This is a genomic window from Sphingomonas sp. SP3, from assembly GCF_058514305.1.
Map to the genome: position 1 here is coordinate 2042430 of NZ_JBZSOE010000001.1, position 18424 is coordinate 2060853.

At 65.0% G+C, this 18424-nt stretch carries 15 protein-coding genes; all 15 read left to right on the top strand.

The window, feature by feature from the left end:
- Nucleotides 1-23 precede the first annotated feature (23 nt).
- Nucleotides 24-1409, top strand: coding sequence for a UDP-N-acetylmuramoyl-tripeptide--D-alanyl-D-alanine ligase (locus AC4K8G_RS10650; RefSeq protein WP_491734128.1), 1386 nt, complete (start codon nucleotides 24-26; stop codon nucleotides 1407-1409).
- Nucleotides 1397-2467 (top strand): phospho-N-acetylmuramoyl-pentapeptide-transferase, encoded by a 1071-nt coding sequence (mraY, locus tag AC4K8G_RS10655; protein WP_491734129.1) that lies wholly within the window; start codon nucleotides 1397-1399, stop codon nucleotides 2465-2467. The genes AC4K8G_RS10650 and mraY overlap by 13 nt, the downstream gene beginning before the upstream one ends.
- Entirely contained in the window at nucleotides 2464-3753 is a 1290-nt protein-coding gene (gene murD / locus AC4K8G_RS10660) for a UDP-N-acetylmuramoyl-L-alanine--D-glutamate ligase (RefSeq protein ID WP_491734130.1), read from the top strand. Before mraY ends, murD begins: the two co-directional genes overlap by 4 nt.
- Entirely contained in the window at nucleotides 3750-4973 is a 1224-nt protein-coding gene (locus AC4K8G_RS10665; protein ID WP_491734131.1) for an FtsW/RodA/SpoVE family cell cycle protein, read from the top strand. The genes murD and AC4K8G_RS10665 overlap by 4 nt, the downstream gene beginning before the upstream one ends.
- Nucleotides 4970-6130: an undecaprenyldiphospho-muramoylpentapeptide beta-N-acetylglucosaminyltransferase gene (murG, locus tag AC4K8G_RS10670; protein WP_491734132.1), complete on the top strand. Its 1161-nt coding sequence runs from the start codon at nucleotides 4970-4972 to the stop codon at nucleotides 6128-6130. The genes AC4K8G_RS10665 and murG overlap by 4 nt, the downstream gene beginning before the upstream one ends.
- On the top strand, nucleotides 6130-7539 hold the full coding sequence (murC, locus tag AC4K8G_RS10675) for a UDP-N-acetylmuramate--L-alanine ligase (protein WP_491734450.1): 1410 nt from the start codon (nucleotides 6130-6132) through the stop codon (nucleotides 7537-7539). Before murG ends, murC begins: the two co-directional genes overlap by 1 nt.
- Nucleotides 7488-8432, top strand: a complete 945-nt coding sequence (gene murB, locus AC4K8G_RS10680) for a UDP-N-acetylmuramate dehydrogenase (RefSeq protein ID WP_491734133.1) — start codon at nucleotides 7488-7490, stop codon at nucleotides 8430-8432. The genes murC and murB overlap by 52 nt, the downstream gene beginning before the upstream one ends.
- Entirely contained in the window at nucleotides 8429-9355 is a 927-nt protein-coding gene (locus tag AC4K8G_RS10685; RefSeq protein WP_491734134.1) for a D-alanine--D-alanine ligase, read from the top strand. Before murB ends, AC4K8G_RS10685 begins: the two co-directional genes overlap by 4 nt.
- The gene (locus tag AC4K8G_RS10690) at nucleotides 9352-10263 is read left to right on the top strand and encodes a cell division protein FtsQ/DivIB (RefSeq protein ID WP_491734135.1); all 912 of its coding nucleotides are present in this window, start codon (nucleotides 9352-9354) and stop codon (nucleotides 10261-10263) included. The genes AC4K8G_RS10685 and AC4K8G_RS10690 overlap by 4 nt, the downstream gene beginning before the upstream one ends.
- A 5-nt stretch (nucleotides 10264-10268) precedes the next feature.
- Nucleotides 10269-11522: a cell division protein FtsA gene (ftsA, locus tag AC4K8G_RS10695; protein ID WP_491734136.1), complete on the top strand. Its 1254-nt coding sequence runs from the start codon at nucleotides 10269-10271 to the stop codon at nucleotides 11520-11522.
- Between the two features lie 171 nt (nucleotides 11523-11693).
- A complete protein-coding gene (ftsZ, locus tag AC4K8G_RS10700) occupies nucleotides 11694-13046 on the top strand; it encodes a cell division protein FtsZ (RefSeq protein ID WP_491734137.1) in 1353 nt (450 codons plus the stop codon).
- A 237-nt stretch (nucleotides 13047-13283) separates the two neighbouring features.
- A complete protein-coding gene (locus AC4K8G_RS10705; protein WP_491734138.1) occupies nucleotides 13284-14459 on the top strand; it encodes a tetratricopeptide repeat protein in 1176 nt (391 codons plus the stop codon).
- Nucleotides 14456-15619: a deoxyguanosinetriphosphate triphosphohydrolase gene (locus AC4K8G_RS10710; protein ID WP_491734139.1), complete on the top strand. Its 1164-nt coding sequence runs from the start codon at nucleotides 14456-14458 to the stop codon at nucleotides 15617-15619. The genes AC4K8G_RS10705 and AC4K8G_RS10710 overlap by 4 nt, the downstream gene beginning before the upstream one ends.
- A 67-nt stretch (nucleotides 15620-15686) precedes the next feature.
- Nucleotides 15687-16655 (top strand): hypothetical protein, encoded by a 969-nt coding sequence (locus AC4K8G_RS10715; RefSeq protein ID WP_491734140.1) that lies wholly within the window; start codon nucleotides 15687-15689, stop codon nucleotides 16653-16655.
- 33 nt (nucleotides 16656-16688) lie between these two features.
- Complete coding sequence (gene argS / locus AC4K8G_RS10720; RefSeq protein WP_491734141.1) at nucleotides 16689-18422, top strand: arginine--tRNA ligase; 1734 nt, start codon at nucleotides 16689-16691, stop codon at nucleotides 18420-18422.
- Nucleotides 18423-18424 lie beyond the last annotated feature (2 nt).

Consider the following 18424-nt stretch of genomic DNA (forward strand, 5'->3'; position numbering starts at 1 on the left):
ACGCAAACAAAGACTCGCGCGGCATGAGCGCGCTCTGGACTAGCGAGGAGATTGCCGCGGCGACAGGCGGCACCGCGAGCGCTTCGTTCGAGGTCAGAGGCGTCACCTTTGATAGCCGCGAGGTCGGTGCCGGCGACCTGTTCGTCGCCATGCCGGGCACCGCCCATGACGGCCACAAGTTCGTCGATGCAGCTTTTGCCGCAGGCGCGACCGGGGTCATCGTCTCGCAGCCCGTCGACGGCCCGCATGTGCTGGTAGACGACACGTTCGCCGCGCTTCAAGCGCTCGGCCGCGCGTCCCGCGAACGATCGAGCGCGACGATCGTCGGGGTCACTGGTTCGGTCGGCAAGACCAGCACCAAGGAAGCGCTCTATGCAGCGCTCGACCGCAACCGCCCGGGCAAGGTCCATCGCTCGGTCAAGAGCTACAACAACCACACCGGCGTTCCGCTGAGCCTCGCGCGCATGCCGCGTAATGCCGAATATGCGGTGCTCGAAATGGGCATGAACAATGCCGGAGAGATCGCAGCGCTGACGCGGCAGGTCCGGCCGCACGTCGCGCTGATCACCGCCATCGCGCCCGCGCACATCGAAAACCTCGGTTCGGAAGAAGCCATCGCCGATGCGAAGGCCGAGATATTCGAAGGGCTAGAGCCTGATGGCGTTGCGATCATTCCGAACGACACCCCGCACCGCGACCGGCTGCTCAAGGCCGCGCGACGCAGGGCCGACCGGATCGTCACCTTCGGCGCCGGCGACGCGGACGTCCATGCGATCCACGCCGTCAGCGCGGAAGGCGGCGGCAGCCTGATCAGCGCGGCGCTGCTTGAGCGCGAACTGACCTTCACCATCTCGCAGCGCGGCGAGCATTGGGTGTCGAACGCGCTTGCAGTGCTGGCCGCGGTCGAAGCGGTCGGGGCCGATGTCGCGCTGGCCGGACTTGCGCTGGCTGATCTCGGCGGCCTCAAGGGCCGGGGCGAGCGCCACCTCATCCACGTAGACGGCGGCGAGGTGCTGCTGATCGACGAAAGTTACAACGCCAATCCCGCGTCCATGGCCGCGACCTTAAAGAGCCTCGGCGATGAAAAAGACATCTCGCGCCGGATCGCGGTGCTCGGCCCGATGCGCGAGCTGGGCGAGCATGGCGACGCTCTGCACGCAGGCCTAGCGCCCGCAGTGCTGGCCGCGCAGGTCGATCGGCTGATCCTGATTGGCGAGGACATGAAGCCGCTCGCCGAACAGGTCGTTGGCAAGATCTCGCTCGACCTGGTCGATGGCGTCGACGAAGCGACCGACACGCTGATCCGCCTGCTTCTGCCCGGAGACGCGGTCCTGGTAAAGGCATCCAACTCGATTGGGCTTGCGAAGCTGGTCGACCGCGTGGTGAGGGAACCGGCATGCTCTACGTAATCGCCGAGCAGCTCGGCTTCCCCGGCGTCCTCAACCTCATTCGCTACATCAGCTTCCGGGCTGGCGCGGCGAGCGCGACCGCACTGATCATCGGCCTGCTGCTCGGTCCGTGGTTCATCAGCTGGCTTCGCGCCACGCAGGGCAAGGGCCAGCCGATCCGGGCCGATGGGCCGCAAAGCCATCTCGCCAAGCGCGGCACACCGACGATGGGCGGCCTGCTGATCCTGATCTCGGTTTCGATTTCGGTGCTGCTGTGGATGGAGCTTTCGAACCCCTACGTCTGGGCGTGCCTGCTGGTGACCGCCGGTTTCGGCCTGATCGGCTGGCTCGACGACTATGACAAAGTGAAGAAGGCGCACCACGCCGGCCTCTCGGGCAAGACGCGGCTGGCGCTGGAATTCATCATTGCGGGTGTCGCAACCTGGCTGATGGTCCGCACCGGCGGCACCGCGCTGCACTTGCCGTTCGTCAAGGAGACGGTGGCCGACCTCGGCTGGTTCTACATCGCGTTCGGCGCGTTCGTGATCGTCGCCTTCGGGAATGCGGTGAACCTCACGGACGGGCTCGACGGGCTTGCGACCATGCCGGTCGTCATCGCCTCGATCGCCTTCCTCCTCATCTCCTACCTCGTCGGCAACGCGAAGTTCGCCAACTATCTCGGGATCCCGCACGTGCCCGGGGTGGGCGACCTCACCGTTTTGCTACTGGCGATGGTCGGCGCCTGCCTCGCCTTCCTCTGGTTCAACGCGCCGCCGGCCGCCGTCTTCATGGGCGACACCGGAAGCCTCGCGCTGGGCGGGGCGCTGGGCGCAGTTTCGGTCGCGACCCACCACGAATTCGTGCTGGTGATCGTCGGCGGCCTGTTCGTGGTCGAGGCCCTGAGCGTCATCATCCAGGTCGCGGTCTACAAGCGGACCGGCAAGCGCGTGTTTCTGATGGCACCCATCCACCACCATTTCGAGCATTTGGGCTGGTCCGAGCCGACCGTCGTGATCCGCTTCTGGATCATCAGCTTCGTGCTGGCGCTCGCGGGGCTCGCGACGCTGAAACTGCGGTGATCACGGCCAGGGCGTTCGCCGGCAAGCATTACGCGGTTTACGGCCTCGCGCGGTCGGGCTTGGCGACGGTCGAAGCGTTGCTCGCGAGCGGGGCGAAGGTCACGGCGTGGGACGGCAAGGAAGAAGCGCGGGCGAAGGCGCCGGCGGGGGTTGAGATCGCTGACCTCGATCAAGTCGACCTTGGTCAATTCGACAGCCTCGTCGTCACGCCCGGCCTTCCCCTCAACCGCCACCCGATCGCCAAGCGCGCGCGGGACGCCGGGGTCGAGATCATTGGCGATATCGAGCTGTTCGCCCGCGCCCGGCCTGAGCTTCCGCCGCACAAGGTGGTTGGCATCACCGGCACCAACGGCAAGTCGACCACGACCGCGCTGATCCATCACATCCTCAAGACGGCCGGAGTCCCGACGACGATGGGCGGCAACATTGGCTTGCCGATCCTCGCCCAGGACCCACTCCCCGAAGGCGGGGTCTATGTGCTCGAGCTGTCGAGCTACCAGATCGACCTGACGCAGAGCCTCGATTGCGATGTCGCCGTGCTGCTCAACATCACGCCGGACCATCTTGATCGGTACGAGAGCTTCGAAGCCTATCGCGATTCGAAGCTTCGACTTTTTCGTATGCAGTCAAAGTCGCACGCTCCGGTGTACGACTTTGATACCGACGTATCGATCTTGCTGGAGCATCTGCTCGCTGATTTTCCAATCAATTTTTGGTTCACGCGTGACCAAATTGGTGTGCTGGCAAATCAGCCAGATTGGCCGGCGCTTCAGGGACCTCACAACCTTCAAAATGCTGCCGCGGCTGCTCGGGCTGCCGGAGTTCTGGGCGTCGACGACGACGTGATTGCACAAGGCCTCCGTACCTATCCCGGCCTGCCGCACCGCATGGAGCGCATCCGCGAGAAGGACGGCGTCCTGTTCATCAACGACAGCAAGGCGACCAACCCGACGGCCACCGCGCCCGCGCTCGCCGCCTTCGACAAGATCCGCTGGATCTGCGGCGGACAGGCCAAGACCGACAATCTCGACGAATGCGCGCCGCACTTCGGCCATGTCGAGTCAGCCTACACGATCGGTGAGGCTGGCGAATTGTTCGCGCGGCTCTTGTCCCCGCACATGTCTGTGAAAAACTGTGGAAAACTGGACGAGGCGGTGCGTCAGGCCGCTGCGGACGCGGCGAGCGGTGATACGGTGCTTCTGTCGCCGGCCTGCGCGTCGTTCGACCAGTTCAGGGATTTCGAGGAGCGGGGGGACCAGTTCAGGGCGCTGGTGGAGGGGTTATGATCAAGAGCATCTCCGGCAAGATCAAGGCCAAGGCGGCGCTGATCGACCCGGACCGTTACGGCCGCTCGGACACGTCCGCGCTCGGCCGCTGGTTCTGGGAAATCGACAAGGTCCTGCTGCTGCTGGTGACCGTGCTGATCGCGATCGGCCTGATCGCGGTCGCCGCCGCATCGCCCGCCGCGGCCCATCGCTATTCGGGCGGCAACGTCCGCTTCAACGAGCTTTATTATTTCTGGCGCCAGCTCGCTTGGATCGCGCTCGGCATTCCGGTGATGATCGGCATTTCGATGATGCCGCGCGACCGCGCGCGGCGGCTCAGCCTGTTCGGCGCGGCCTTCTTCTTCGTGCTGCTGATCTTCGTTCCGATCGTCGGGCCGGAGCATAATGGCGCCCGCCGCTGGATCGAGTTCGGGGTCGGGCAGGTCCAGCCGTCGGAATTCCTGAAGCCCTTCTTCGTGGTGGCGATGGCCTGGCTGCTGTCGCTGCGGGACGGCGACAAGTCGCTGCCGGTCTACTGGATTTCGGCGGTGATAACCGGCGGCATCGCCTTCCTGCTGATGAAGCAGCCCGACTTCGGATCGACCATCATCTTCTGCGCGGTGTGGCTGGCTATGCTTGCGCTCGCGGGGGTCAACCTTCGCGTCCTGATCGCGCTCGGCGTAATCGGGCTCGTCGGCGTCGTGCTCGCTTATTTCTTCTACGACGTCGCCACCCAGCGCATCGACGAGTTCCTGTTCGGCGCGGGTGACACGTTTCAGACCGACAACGCGATGCGCACCCTGACCGCCGGCGGCCTGTTCGGCATGGGGCCGGGCGGAGGCACGCGCAAATTCGGCCTGCCCGAGCCGCACACCGACTACATCTTCTCGGTCATCGGCGAGGAATTCGGGCTGATCGCCTGCCTGGCCATCGCCGCGCTCTACCTCGGGATCGTCGCGCGCGTGCTGATCAAGCTGCTCGACGAGGATTCGGGCTTCGCGATCCTCGCCGCGGCAGGGCTTGCGATCGAGTTCGGGCTCCAGGCGCTGATCAACATGATGGTCAACGTCCAGCTCGCCCCGTCCAAGGGCATGACCCTGCCCTTCATCAGCTATGGCGGCTCCTCGATGCTCGCGCTGTCCATCGGCATGGGCTTGCTGCTCGCTTTCACGAGGCGGAACCCGTATCTCACGCGCTCGCCCTATGTCGTGAAGTGGAGCGGGGAGCAGCTGACTACATGAACTTCGTTCTGGCGGCCGGAGGGACCGGCGGTCACATGATCCCGGCGCATGCGTTGGCCGCGGAGCTCAGGGGCCGCGGCCATGGCGTTCTGCTGATCACCGACGATCGCGGCGCGCGCTTCCCCGGCCTGTTCGAAAATGTGCCGGTCCACATCCTGCCCGCAGGAAGGCTCGGCGGTGGGCCGATCGGCTGGCTCAAGGCGGCGCTGGCAGTGGCGCGTGGGCGCGGCGAGGCGAAGGCGCTCTATCGCGAGCATCGGCCAGACGCGGTCGTCGGCTTCGGCGGCTACCCGGCGTTCCCGTCGCTGCTCGCGGCGAGCGCGATGAACATCCCCACCGTGCTTCACGAGCAGAATGCGGTTCTCGGGCGGGTGAACCGCCTGCTCGCCGGTGAGGCCGAGGCCATCGGCACCGCTTATGCCGAGGTCGACCGGCTGAAGGCGAGCTATGCGGACAAGACCGTGCTCGTCGGCAATCCGGTTCGAGAAGAGATCGCGAAGCTGGGCGAGTTGCCATTCCCGCCGTTCGACGACGTCGCGCCGCTCAAGATTCTTGTCACGGGCGGGAGCCAGGGTGCGACGATCCTCGGCCAGATCGTACCGACCGGGCTCGGCCTTCTGGGCCCATCGCTGCGGCGTCGCTTGCAGGTCATCCAGCAATGCCGGCCCGACGATATCGAGCGCGTGCGGGCTCAATATGCGGAGCTGGGCATTCCGGCCGAATTGCTGACTTATATCGAGGATATGCCGGCGAAGCTTGCCGACGCGCATCTGGTGGTCGGCCGCGCGGGTGCATCGACGATCGCCGAACTGACGGCGGCGGGGCGGCCCGCAATCCTGATCCCGTTTGCTGCAGCGACCGACGATCATCAGACCGCCAATGCGCGCGAGATGGTCAAGGCGGGCGGTGCGCGCAGCATCCAGCAGTCCGCATTCACGCCGGACGTGCTCGCCCGCCAGATCGAGGCGATGGCGGCCGATCCGGTTGCCCTCAACAACGCCGCGGCGCGCGCCTTGTCGGTCGGCCGCCCGCATGCGGCGCGCGACCTCGCCGACCTCGTCGAGCGCATCGCCAACGGCGCGGCCCCGGTGGCGATCGGGCTTGCACTGACTCCGCGCAAGCGGGTCACGGCGCCGGTGGGGGGAGTCCCGGCATGATGAAGGCAATGGGCACGGACATCGGCACGATCCATTTCGTGGGGATCGGCGGCATCGGTATGTCGGGCATTGCCGAGGTGATGCACCAGCTCGGCTACAAGGTGCAGGGCTCGGACGTTGCCGACAGCTACGTCGTCGAAAAGCTGCGCAAGCAGGGCATTCCGGTCAACATCGGCCATGCGCCCGACAACCTTGGCGATGCCGCGGTCGTTGTGTGCTCATCGGCCATCAAGGACGACAATCCTGAGATCGGGGCCGCGGCCGAACGCCGTCTGCCGCGGGTCAAGCGCGCCGAAATGCTGGCCGAGCTGATGCGCATGCAAAAGACGGTCGCGGTCGCCGGCACGCACGGCAAGACCACGACCACGTCGATGATTGCGGCGCTGCTCGACGGCGGGGGCATCGACCCGACCGTGATCAACGGCGGCATAATCAATCGCTACGGCTCCAACGCGCGTCTCGGAAAGAGCGACTGGTGGGTGATCGAGGCGGACGAGAGCGACGGCAGCTTCCTCCGACTCGACGGCACCATCGCCGTCGTCACCAACATCGATCCCGAGCATCTCGAACATTACGGCGACTTCGACGCGGTCAAGGACGCCTTCGTCGAGTTTATCGAGAATGTGCCCTTCTACGGCCTCGCCGTGCTGTGCGTCGATCATCCGGAAGTGCAGAACATCATCGGCCGTATCCGCGACCGGCGGATCGTGACGTACGGCTTCTCGGCGCTCGCGGATGTGCGCGCCGACAATGTGACTCCGGTTCCGGGCGGAAGCCGGTTTGACGCACTGATCCTCGACAAGGACGGCGGGCGGCGGACTGTTCCGCTGCATGTGCCGATCCCGGGCCGCCACAATGTTCAGAATGCGCTGGCGGCGATCGCCGTCGCGCTTGAGCTCGGCATGTCCGACGAGGCGATCCAGGTGAGCTTCGAGAAGTTCGAGGGGGTCAAGCGCCGCTTCACCAAGGTGGGCGAAGCGGATGGCGCGGTCATCATCGACGACTACGCCCACCACCCGACCGAAATCCGCGCGGTGCTGGCTGCGGCGCGCGAGGGTGCCGAGGGCCGCGTGATCGCGGTCATGCAGCCGCACCGCTACACCCGGCTCGAAGCGCTGATGGACGACTTCCAGAACGCCTTCAACGACGCCGACGTGGTGTTCGTTACTCCGGTCTATCCGGCAGGCGAGGAGCCGATCGAAGGCGTCGACAGTGTCGCGCTCGCCGAAGGCCTTCGCGCGCACGGCCACCGCATGGTCCGGGCGGTTGCCGACCTCGATGAGCTCTGCACCAACCTTCGCGACCTCGCCGCGGAGGGCGACATGGTGATCTGCATGGGCGCGGGCGACATCACCAAATGGGCCGGCTCGCTTGCCGGGTGCCTGACCGATGCGAGGACGCGAAAGTGAGCGCGGTTGCGGCATTGCCCAAGGTTCGCGGCAAACTTACCCCCAACGCGCCGCTGGGACCGCTCGTCTGGTTCAAGAGCGGCGGCAACGCGGAATGGCTGTTCGAGCCGGCCGACACCGACGACCTGATCGCCTTCCTCGCGGAGCTCGATCCGACGGTGCCGGTGATGGCGCTGGGGCTCGGCTCCAACCTCATCGTGCGAGACGGTGGCGTGAAGGGCGTTGTGGTCCGCCTCGGCAAGGCCTTCGCGAAGATAGACCGGGTCGACGAGACGACGCTTCGTTGTGGCGGGGGCGCGAGCGGCATCCTGGTTTCCTCGACCGCGCGGGATGCCGGCGTTGCCGGTCTGGAGTTCCTGCGCGGCATTCCGGGGACGGTCGGCGGCTTCGTGCGAATGAACGGCGGCGCCTACGGCCGCGAGGTCAGCGACGTGCTGGTCTCCGCGCGGCTCGTGCTTCGTTCCGGGGACCTGGTGGAGTGGCCGCTCGAGAAGCTCGGTTACACCTATCGTCACAGCGACGTGCCCGAAGGCGCGGTCGTGGTTGAGGCGACTTTTCGCGGAACGCCCGGCGACCCGGCGGCGATTGGCGCCGAGATGGATGCGATCGCCCGCGCTCGCGAAGAATCGCAGCCGCTGCGAAGCCGCACCGGCGGCTCGACCTTCAAGAATCCGGACGGCCACAAGGCCTGGGCGTTGATCGACGCGGCGGGCTGCCGCGGACTTACGGTGGGCGACGCACAGGTTTCGGAGAAGCATTGCAATTTCCTGCTCAACCTCGGTAGCGCGAAGAGTGTCGACATCGAGGCTTTGGGCGAGGAAGTCCGCCGCCGCGTGGAGGCGAAAACCCACATCCTCCTCGAATGGGAAATCCAGCGGGTCGGCGTCGAATGAACAAGAAGTTGCATGTTGTGGTGCTGATGGGTGGCTGGTCTGCCGAGCGCGAAGTCTCGCTCACAAGCGGCAAGGGTGTCGCCCAGGCGCTTCGGGAGCGCGGTTGGTCCAATGTGACCGAGCTCGACATGGACCGCGACGTTGCGCACCGGCTCGAGGAGCTGAAGCCGGATATCGTCTTCAACGCGCTGCACGGAACGCCCGGCGAGGACGGCACCGTCCAGGGCATGATGGACCTGATGGGCCTTCGGTATACGCATAGCGGCCTTACCACCTCCGCAATCGCAATCGACAAGGAACTGACGAAGCTCGTCCTCGTCCCGCACGGGATCCGCATGCCGGCGGGCAAAGTCGTGTCGAGCGAGAGCCTTTACCAGGAAGACCCGATCGCCCGTCCCTATGTCGTAAAACCGGTCAATGAAGGCTCGTCCGTCGGCGTCGCCATCGTCACCGCGGACGGCAATTACGGCAATCCCATCGGCCGCGACGTTGAGGGCCCGTGGCACCAATTCGATGAGCTTCTCGCCGAGCCGTTCATCAAGGGGCGCGAGCTCACCGTCGCGGTGATCAGCGGAGAACCGCTTGCCGTGACCGAACTCAAGCCAACAGCCGGCTTCTACGATTACGACGCCAAATATACCGACGGGCTGACCCAGCACGTCTGCCCCGCCGAAATCCCCTACGAAATCGCGGCGGTGATGATGGACATGGCTGCGCGCGCCCACAAATTGCTCGGCTGTAAGGGTGCCTCGCGGTCGGACTTTCGTTGGGACGATGAGCTTGGCGAAGCCGGTATCTACCTGCTTGAGGTGAACACCCAGCCTGGGATGACTCCGCTCAGCCTCGTTCCGGAGCAGGCCAAGCTCAAAGGCGTCAGCTACGGCGAGCTGGTCGAGCGGTTGATCGACGAGGCGATCGAATGAGCGCCGCGCATGTTCGCCGCGGTGGCGGCTCGGCTCGCTCAAAGCCGCGCAAAGCGGCGAAGGTCGCCGTCCCCAAGCGCATCGCCAAGCGGCTTCCGGTCGACCAGGCCCGTGCCAACAAGCTCGCCGGGATCGTGCTCGCGGCCTTCCTGCTAGCTATCGCCCTTGTCGTCTTGGTTGCGCTCGACATTCCAGCGAAAGCGGAGCGTGCGGCCGGCACCGCGATCGGTGAAGCCGGCTTCACCGTCAGCGGCTACCAGATCGTCGGCATCAACCACATGGACCGGTCGCTGATCGACCGGGTGGTCACCGACGAACTTCGCCGCGCAAGTGACGAAGCCGGAACAGGCAAGGCGCCGCAGGCGCTGGTCGATGTCGCGAGGATTCGCAGCCAGTTGCTCGGTTTCGGCTGGGTCAAGGACGCGCGTGTGTCGCGGCGGCTGCCGGACACGTTGGTGATCGATATCGTCGAGCGCACACCGTCGGCGCTCTGGCAGAACCAGGGCCAGCTTGCGTTGATCGACAAGGAAGGCGTCGTCCTGGACCGTGTCCCAGTCGACAAGATGCCTGACCTGCCGCTGCTGATCGGCCCCGGCGCCAATGGCCAAGCGGAGCAGCTCGGGCGGCTCATGGACACTGTTCCGACATTGAAGCCGCAACTGGCGTCGGCGACCTGGGTTGGCGGCCGCCGCTGGGACCTCAATTTCCAATCCGGCGAAACCGTCGCGCTTCCCGAAGGCGAAGGCGATGCGCGCGCCGCGCTGACCAAATTTGCCAAGCTCGACAAGTCGAGCGGACTCCTCGGCCGTGGCGTCCTGCGGTTCGACCTTCGCGTGCCAGGCAAGATGGTGGTGCGGCTGCCGAGAGCGCCAGGCGAGCCAATCGCTCCGCCGGCGCAGGAGGGCTGAGCGCGATGGCCGCGCCTACTGACCAACCGCTCGTTGCCGCGCTCGATATCGGCTCGTCGAAGGTCAGCGCGATGATCGCGCGGACCGATGACGAAGGCCGGCTAACCGTGCTTGGCACCGGCCAGCGGGAAAGCCGGGGGGTCAAGCGCGGCTACGTGACCGACATGACCGCGAGCGAGTCCGCGGTTCGCGAAGCGGTCGAGCTAGCCGAGCGCATGTCCGGGGTGACGGTCGAGGAAGTGTGGGCGAGCTACGGCGCCGGCGGTCTCGTCAGCGACGTTGCCAATGTCGAAGTCGAACTCGGCGGCCACGCGGTCGAGCAGTCGGATGTCGATGAATTGCTGCGCGGCGGGCAGGACGCGATCAATCGCAATGGTCAGGTCGTACTCCATGCACATCCCGCACTCTACACGATAGACCGGGCGCACGGCGTGCAGCAGCCGATCGGGCTCCATGCCAATCGCCTCGGCGTCGACATCCACGTCATTGCCGCTGATCCATCGCCGCTGCGCAACATCGACACCGTAATCCGCTCCGCGCACCTGGGCGTCAAAGCAATCGTCGCCTCGCCGATCGCGGCCGCGCTCGCTTGCCTGAACGAGGAAGAGCGCGAGCTTGGCGTGGCGCTGGTCGAGCTTGGCGCCGAGGTCACCAACGTTTCGGTGCACTTCGGCGGCATGCTCGTGGGCCTACGTTCGATCCCGCTTGGCGCGCGGGACATCACCAACGACATTGCCTGCGCTTTCGCGGTCCAGCGCCGCGACGCAGAGCGGCTCAAATGCTTCTACGGTTCGGCGATGACCTCGCCGCGCGACAACCACGAAATGATCGAAGCGAGCCAGATCGGCGCCGAGCAGGGGCAGGAGCCGATGAAGATCACGCGCGCGCAGTTGATGATGGTCATCCGCCAGCGCGTCGAGGAGGTTGTGGGGGAGATCGAGAGCGCGCTGAAGGGCCTTGGTTTTACTGGCCCGGTCGGCCGCCAGGTCGTGCTGACCGGTGGTGGTGCGGAGCTGAAGAATATCGCCGATTACATGCAGGGAGTGCTCGGGCGCGCGGTGCGGGTCGGCCGGCCGAAGCAGATCACGGGACTTCCCGACGCGCATAGCGGGCCTGCTTTCTCGACCCTCGTCGGGCTTGCCCTGCTGGCAAGCGGCGGCAGCGGCGACCTTCGCGATATCGGAATTCCAGTCATCCAGCGAAAGCCGGCGAGGGGTATGGTCGGGCGCCTGATCGCGGCGATGAAAGGCGGCTATTAGTCCTCAATTCGGAAGCTTTTTCGAATCGGGGCGGCAAAGTGAGTCTTTCGGGCGACACTCATCCCCACTTTTTTCGCCGCCGTTAACTTTTCTGCTTGGCTTGGGACTCGCAATGATTCAAAGATTCATCCTGAAGGCTCAACGCGTTGCGCTTTGGGAGGGGATTTAGGGATGAGCATCGATTTCATTCGTCCGGAGGTCGACGAGCTCCGCCCGCGGATCAGCGTGATCGGCGTCGGCGGCGCGGGCGGCAACGCCATCGCCAACATGATGCGCGCCGACGTCCAGGGTGTCGATTTCGTCGTTGCCAACACTGATGCCCAAGCGCTCAACAGCTCGCTCGCTGATCGCCGCATCCAGCTCGGCCTCAAGATCACCCAAGGCCTAGGCGCCGGCTCGCGGCCCGAAATCGGACGTGCGGCGGCCGAAGAGTCGCTAGATGAAATCATCGCTGCTCTCGATGGCGCCCACATGTGCTTCATCGCCGCCGGCATGGGCGGCGGCACCGGCACCGGGGCCGCCCCGGTCATCGCCAAGGCGGCCCGCGACCGCGGCATTCTCACCGTCGGGGTGTGCACCAAGCCGTTCGCGTTTGAAGGGTCGCGTCGCGGCCGTTCCGCCGATTCCGGAATTCAGGAGCTTCAGCAGCACGTCGACACGTTAATCGTGATCCCGAACCAGAACCTGTTTCGCCTCGCCAACTCGGAAACGACTTTCAAGGAAGCGTTCGAGATGGCCGACGAAGTGCTTCAGCAGGGTGTTCGCGGAATCACCGACCTGATGGTTATGCCTGGCCTCATCAATCTCGACTTCGCCGACGTCCGCTCGGTGATGAGCGAAATGGGCAAGGCGATGATGGGCACCGGGGAAGCCGACGGTGACAATCGCGCGATCGAGGCCGCCGAAAAGGCGATCTCCAACCCGCTGCTCGACGGCGTTTCGATGAAGGGCGCTAAGGGAGTCATTATCTCGATCACGGGCGGCGAGGACATGCGCCTGATGGAAGTCGACGAAGCGGCCAGCCACATCAAGGAACTGGTCGATCCCGACGCGAACATTATCTGGGGATCGGCTTTCAACAATGACCTTGGCGGCAAGATTCGTGTCTCGGTCGTCGCCACCGGCATCGAAGCGGACGCGGTCGCTCAGCCGACCCCGGCGAAGGTGTTCAGCTTCCCGGCGCGCACGACTCCGACAGCGGCGACGCCTGAAACCGACGCTGCGGACGAAGTCGCCGACGATGATGCTGGCATGGAGCCCGAAGCCATCATTGAGGACGAGGATGAAGAGCTGGTGCTCGGCTCCGACGACATCCTAACCAGCCCGGTCGGCGCGCCGCCGATCGCTCCTCCGGAAGACGAGGACGAAGCCGATCAGCCGACTGCGTCTGGCGGTGGCACCTTATTCGAGCGCATGTCCAACATCGCTCGGGGGGCTCCAAAGGCGCAGATCGACGATGAATCAGGGTATCAAAGCGACCCGATCGACATTCCGCGTTTCCTTAATCGGCAAAATAACCAGTAATTCTAAGTGCAGGAATGAATAAGGGCAGTCTCCGCCGGAGGCTGCCCTTTCGTTTACTTTCGATTCGTAATTGAAACTGATCACGCGCCTCACCGATGACCCTGCACGGCTCACCGTAAAGCCTCTAGGCAGAAAGCTCTCGGTAAGATTCTCTCGGTGATGGGAGGGATGATGCGGGGATTTCTGCATATGCGATTCATTGGGACGCTTCTGGCGTGCGCTAGCGCTGCGGTTGTTATGACCGCTCCGCCTGCCGCTGCGCAGGGCAGCTACTCGCCCTATGATGAGGGGCCCGGAGCGGCTCTTGCTCGCTATGTTCGCGCGCTCGCCTCAGACCCACAGGACTTCGGCTCGCTGATCGGGGCCGGCAAGGCCGCGCTCGCGCTCGGCGATACCCAGGCAGCCGCCGGCTTCTTCGCCCGCGCAGACGAGGTCAATTCCAAGAGTCCGCTGCCGCAAGCCGGTATGGGCGCGGTGTCGGTCGCCAATGGCGAGCCGCAAGCTGCCTTGCCTTACTTCAAGCGCGCCCAGCAGCTCGGCGCGCCGCTCGCCACGATCGCCTGCGATCGCGGTCTCGCTTACGACCTTCTTGGCCGGCAAGCCGACGCGCAGACCGATTATCGTGCCGCGCTTGGCGGCCTCGACAGCGACGAAGCGCGCCGCCGCCTTGCTTTGAGCCTGGCGATCAGCGGGAATCGTGCCGGCGCTCTCGATGCGCTCGCGCCGCTGGCGGCCAAGGGAGATGCCTCAGCAAATCGCGTCCGCGCCTTCGTTCTCGCGCTGAGCGGCGATTCCAACGGCGCGATGGTGGCGATCGATGCGGCCATGCCGGGCAGCTGGTCGCGCGTTTCCCCGTTCCTGCAAAGGCTCCCGGGCCTTGCCCCGGGGCAAAAGGCAGCAGCGGTCAACCTCGGCATTTTCCCGGACGCGAACGATGCGGCTTATGCTTACGCATCGCCGCCGCCCGTTCCCGGGCGCGTTGTGACCGCTAGCACTGATCGCCTCGCGGGCATCGATTCATTGCTTCGCCCTCCGGCGCCACCGCCGGTGCAGGCCACGTCGCCCGCTTCGGTCACGCAAGTGGCTTACACTGCGCCAGTACGGGCGGTCCCGGCCCCGCAGAGGACTGTTGCAGCGGCGTCCAACAAGGTTTGGCTGCAATTGGCCAGCGCCGCGGACGCTGGTGCACTTCCGCGTCGGTTCCAGCGCCTGAAATCGCAAAATCGAGAGCTGTTCGACGGGATTACGGGTTTCGTCGCCAGCGGGCCGGATCAGGCGCGCCTGGTGATCGGGCCGTTCCGCGGGCAGTCGGACGCGGAGATATTTGCCCAGGATCTCCAGACGGTGGGCATCGACGCGTCGAAATGGACGAATTCCGCTTCTGACAGGATTGTGCCAGTCACTGCGGAATGAAGCTTCCATCAGGCGTCGCCGCTGATCCCAGCCAATCGCGCGGGCGCCTCCATCAAGAGCAGCAATCCGGCCCACGTGGCCCACGCGATATCTTCCAGCGCGACCGCGACCGGATCATCCATTCGGTCGCATTCCGCCGTCTTCGCTACAAAACGCAGGTGTTCATTGCCCCTGACGGCGACCACTTCCGCGTCCGGCTGACCCACAGCCTCGAAGTCGCGCAGATCGGCCGCACTATCGCCCGGGCGCTCGGCCTCAACGAAGACCTGACCGAAGCCTTGTGCCTCGCTCACGACCTCGGCCATCCGCCGTTCGGCCACGCCGGTGAGGACGCGCTGACCGCGGCGCTCAGCGACAGCGGCGGGTTCGATCACAATGCGCACACGCTGCGGATCGTCACTTGCCTTGAAACGCCGTACCCGGATTTCGACGGGTTGAACCTCAGCTGGGAAGCGCTGGATGGTCTAGCCAAGCACAATGGCCCGGTCGCCAGCCCCCCATGGGCGCTGGAGGAAGCCAACGCTGAGTTCGACCTCGAACTCGCGACTTGGCCCAGCCTGGAGGCGCAAGTCGCCGCGATTGCCGACGATATCGCCTATGACAATCACGACATCGACGACGGCCTACGCTCCGGCCTGCTCCAGCTGGACGAGCTGATCGAGCTGCCCCTTATTCGCCGCTTGTGGGATGCGGCAGGCAAGCGCCACCCCGGCATTTCCGTCGAGAAACGCCAGCGCGCGCTCGTCCGCGACCTCATCGGGACGATGGTCGAGGATGTGCTCGCGGAAACGGTTCGCCGGGTCGGTGAGGCGGGGGTCGAGTCCATTGACGGCGTTCGGGCGGCAGGCCGGCAGCTTGCGGGTTTCTCGGAGCAGTTGGCGGTCGATGAGCGCGACCTCAAGCGCTTCCTCTACGCACGCCTTTATGACCTGCCCGAGCTCAAGCCGATCCGGATCGAAGCCGAGCTTGTGGTGGCCAACCTTGCGGCCGCCTATCGCGACGATCCGACCTTGCTACCAGAGCCATGGCAACGAGGCGGAGACCGCACACGGCAGCTTCGCACGATCGGGGACTTCATCGCCGGAATGACCGATCGCTTTGCTATTGCGCGCCACGAAGAGCTGGTTGGACCGGTCAGCTTGCCCGCGGGCAGGTTCTAGATCGCGAGACGAGTCCGATAGGCTATATCGCGATGATGCCGATTCTCACCTTCAGGACCGCTTTCGCGTGAATCTCAGGCACTCAGGAACGTCTGGGGACAACGTATGGACGGTCAAGGCTGCCGCGCGGGGCCTGCTGCGCACCGCCCTGACGCCGAGAGGAGTCGCGGCGGTTCGAAGGTGGCGAACGCACGGCCTCAACGGATTTCTCAGAACCAAGGAGGATCGCAGGCTTCTCGAGGTCGCGCGCGCCTGCTTCGAGGAGGCCGATCGCTTCAATTGGTACGATTCCAAGTTCCTGAGGCAGTTCGAGGCAGCCAGGAAATTCGTGGCAAAGGTCCGACCGGATCGCCTGGACGAGTTCGTATCGGCATTCGACGTGCTGCGCACCGATCCCGCGTTCAAGACCAAGCTCCTCGAGCCGGTGTTCGATGCCGACACGTTCAGGCAAGTGATCGAGACCGTGCACGCTCTGCCCAAGGTTTCGCTGCAATACCATGAAGGTGATAGCTTCGGCCGTTCGCTCCTACGCCGTCATCCATTCTTCACGCGCCTGCAGTCGTCGGTGACGGAGCGGGTGAGCGAGCTGGTCGGCGAGCCAGTTGTGCCGGCATATAATTTCCTCAGCTTGTACGGCGGCAAGGGCCGTTGCGATCCGCACCTCGACCAGCCCTTGTCGAAATGGACGCTCGACATCTGCATCGAGCAGAGCGTCGAGTGGCCGATCTACTTCAGCCAGGTGATCGATTGGCCCACCGGGGAAGGCGAATACGAACCGACCATCGAGGAGCTTCGGGCAAACCCGTCGCTTCATTTCGATTCCGTCGTTCTCAACCCCAACGGCGGCGCCATCTTCTCGGGCAGCTCGCAATGGCATTTCCGCGATCCGCTGGACGCGCGGGACACCGATTACTGCACCCTCCTCTTCTTCCATTATCTGCCGAAGGGGGCCGAACCGCTCGCTGACCCGCAACAATGGGCGAGCCATTTCGGTATTCCCGAGCTCAGGATCCTGGCGGCCGCGGACAACGGGTGACGCGCGGCATCGCGCGCGATAGGAGGCGCGGCGATGTCTTTATACGCTCAATATGCCGCGCTCCTCGACGGAGTGCTCGACGACCTCGTTGCCGAAGGTGTCATTCCGCCCGATGCGCCACGCAAAGGGATTGTCGTCGAACCGCCGCGCGATGCCTCGCACGGCGACCTCGCCACAAATGCGGCCATGGTTCTCGCAAAGCCGGCGGGGACTAATCCGCGAGCCTTAGCCGAGCTGATCAAGCCCAAGCTGGAGGCGCTTCCGCCGGTCACGTCCGTCGAGATCGCCGGGCCGGGCTTTATCAATATTCGCCTCAAGCCGGACGCGTGGCGCGATGAACTCAAGACCATTCTTCGCGAGGGCGAAAAGTACGGCCTGTCGACGATCGGCGGGAACGAGCGGGTCAATGTCGAATATGTGTCGGCCAACCCGACCGGGCCGATGCACGTCGGCCATTGCCGCGGCGCGGTCGTCGGCGACAGCCTCGCGCGGCTGCTCGAGGCCGCAGGCTTCCGCGTCACCAAGGAATATTACGTCAACGACGCGGGCGCGCAGGTCGATACGCTCGCTCGCTCAGTCCACCTCCGCTACCGCGAGGCGCTCGGCGAGGACACCGGCGAAATTCCCGAAGGCATGTACCCCGGCGATTATCTGAAGCCTGTCGGGGTTCTGCTCGCCGCGCAATATGGCGATCAATATGCGGAGGCGGCGGAAGAGTCGTGGCTGCCACTGTTTCGCGAAGCAGCGATCAAGGCGATGCTCGACCTGATCCGCCACGACCTCGGCCTGCTCAACATCCACCACGACATCTTCGCGTCGGAGGCTGAAGTACAGCGGACGGGCGCCGCCGATAAGGCGATGCAGGTGCTGCGCGAGAAGGGGCTGGTCTATGAAGGCGTACTCGAGCGGCCCAAGAGCCTCGATCCGCACGACGAGTGGGAGCCGGTCGAGCTGACCTTGTTCCGCTCGACCCGGTTCGGCGACGATCAGGACCGGCCGATGAAGAAGTCGGACGGCAGCTGGACCTATTTCGGCTCGGACGCAGCTTACCATTGGCAAAAGGCCCGTGACGCCGACCACCTCGTCAACATCTGGGGCGCCGACCACGCCGGTACGGTCAAGCGCATCCAGTCGGCGGTTACTGCATTGACCGACGGCCGCGTCGACCTCGACGTGAAGCTCATCAACATGGTCCGGCTGTTCCGCGGCGGCGAGCCGGTGAAGATGTCGAAGCGCGCCGGCGACTTCGTCACGCTCGCGGACGTCGTGCAAGAGGTGGGCAAGGACGTCGTCCGCTTCATGATGCTGACCAAGCGGGCCGACACGCCGCTCGACTTTGACTTCATGAAGGTGGTCGAAGCATCGAAGGACAATCCGGTCTTCTACGTCCAATACGCGCACGCCCGGATCAGTTCGCTGAAACGCAAGGCGGCGGACGCGGGTGTCGACTTGGCCAGTCAGGCCGACCTGTCGTTGCTCGACGACGAGGAGCTCGGCCTGGTGAAAGCGGCGGCGCAATATCCGCGCGTGCTCGAAAGCGCGGCGACGAGCCACGAGCCACATCGGATCGCCTTCTATCTTTACGATCTGGCGGCCGAATTCCACGCGCTGTGGAACCGCGGCAACGACGACCCCGGACGGCGCTTTCTCATTGAAAACAATCCACAACTTTCTCGGGCGCGGCTGGAATTGGCGCTTGGAATAGCGCAGGTCATCAAGAGTGGCCTCGGCCTGATGGGGGTCGCGGCAATCGAGGAGATGCGCTGATT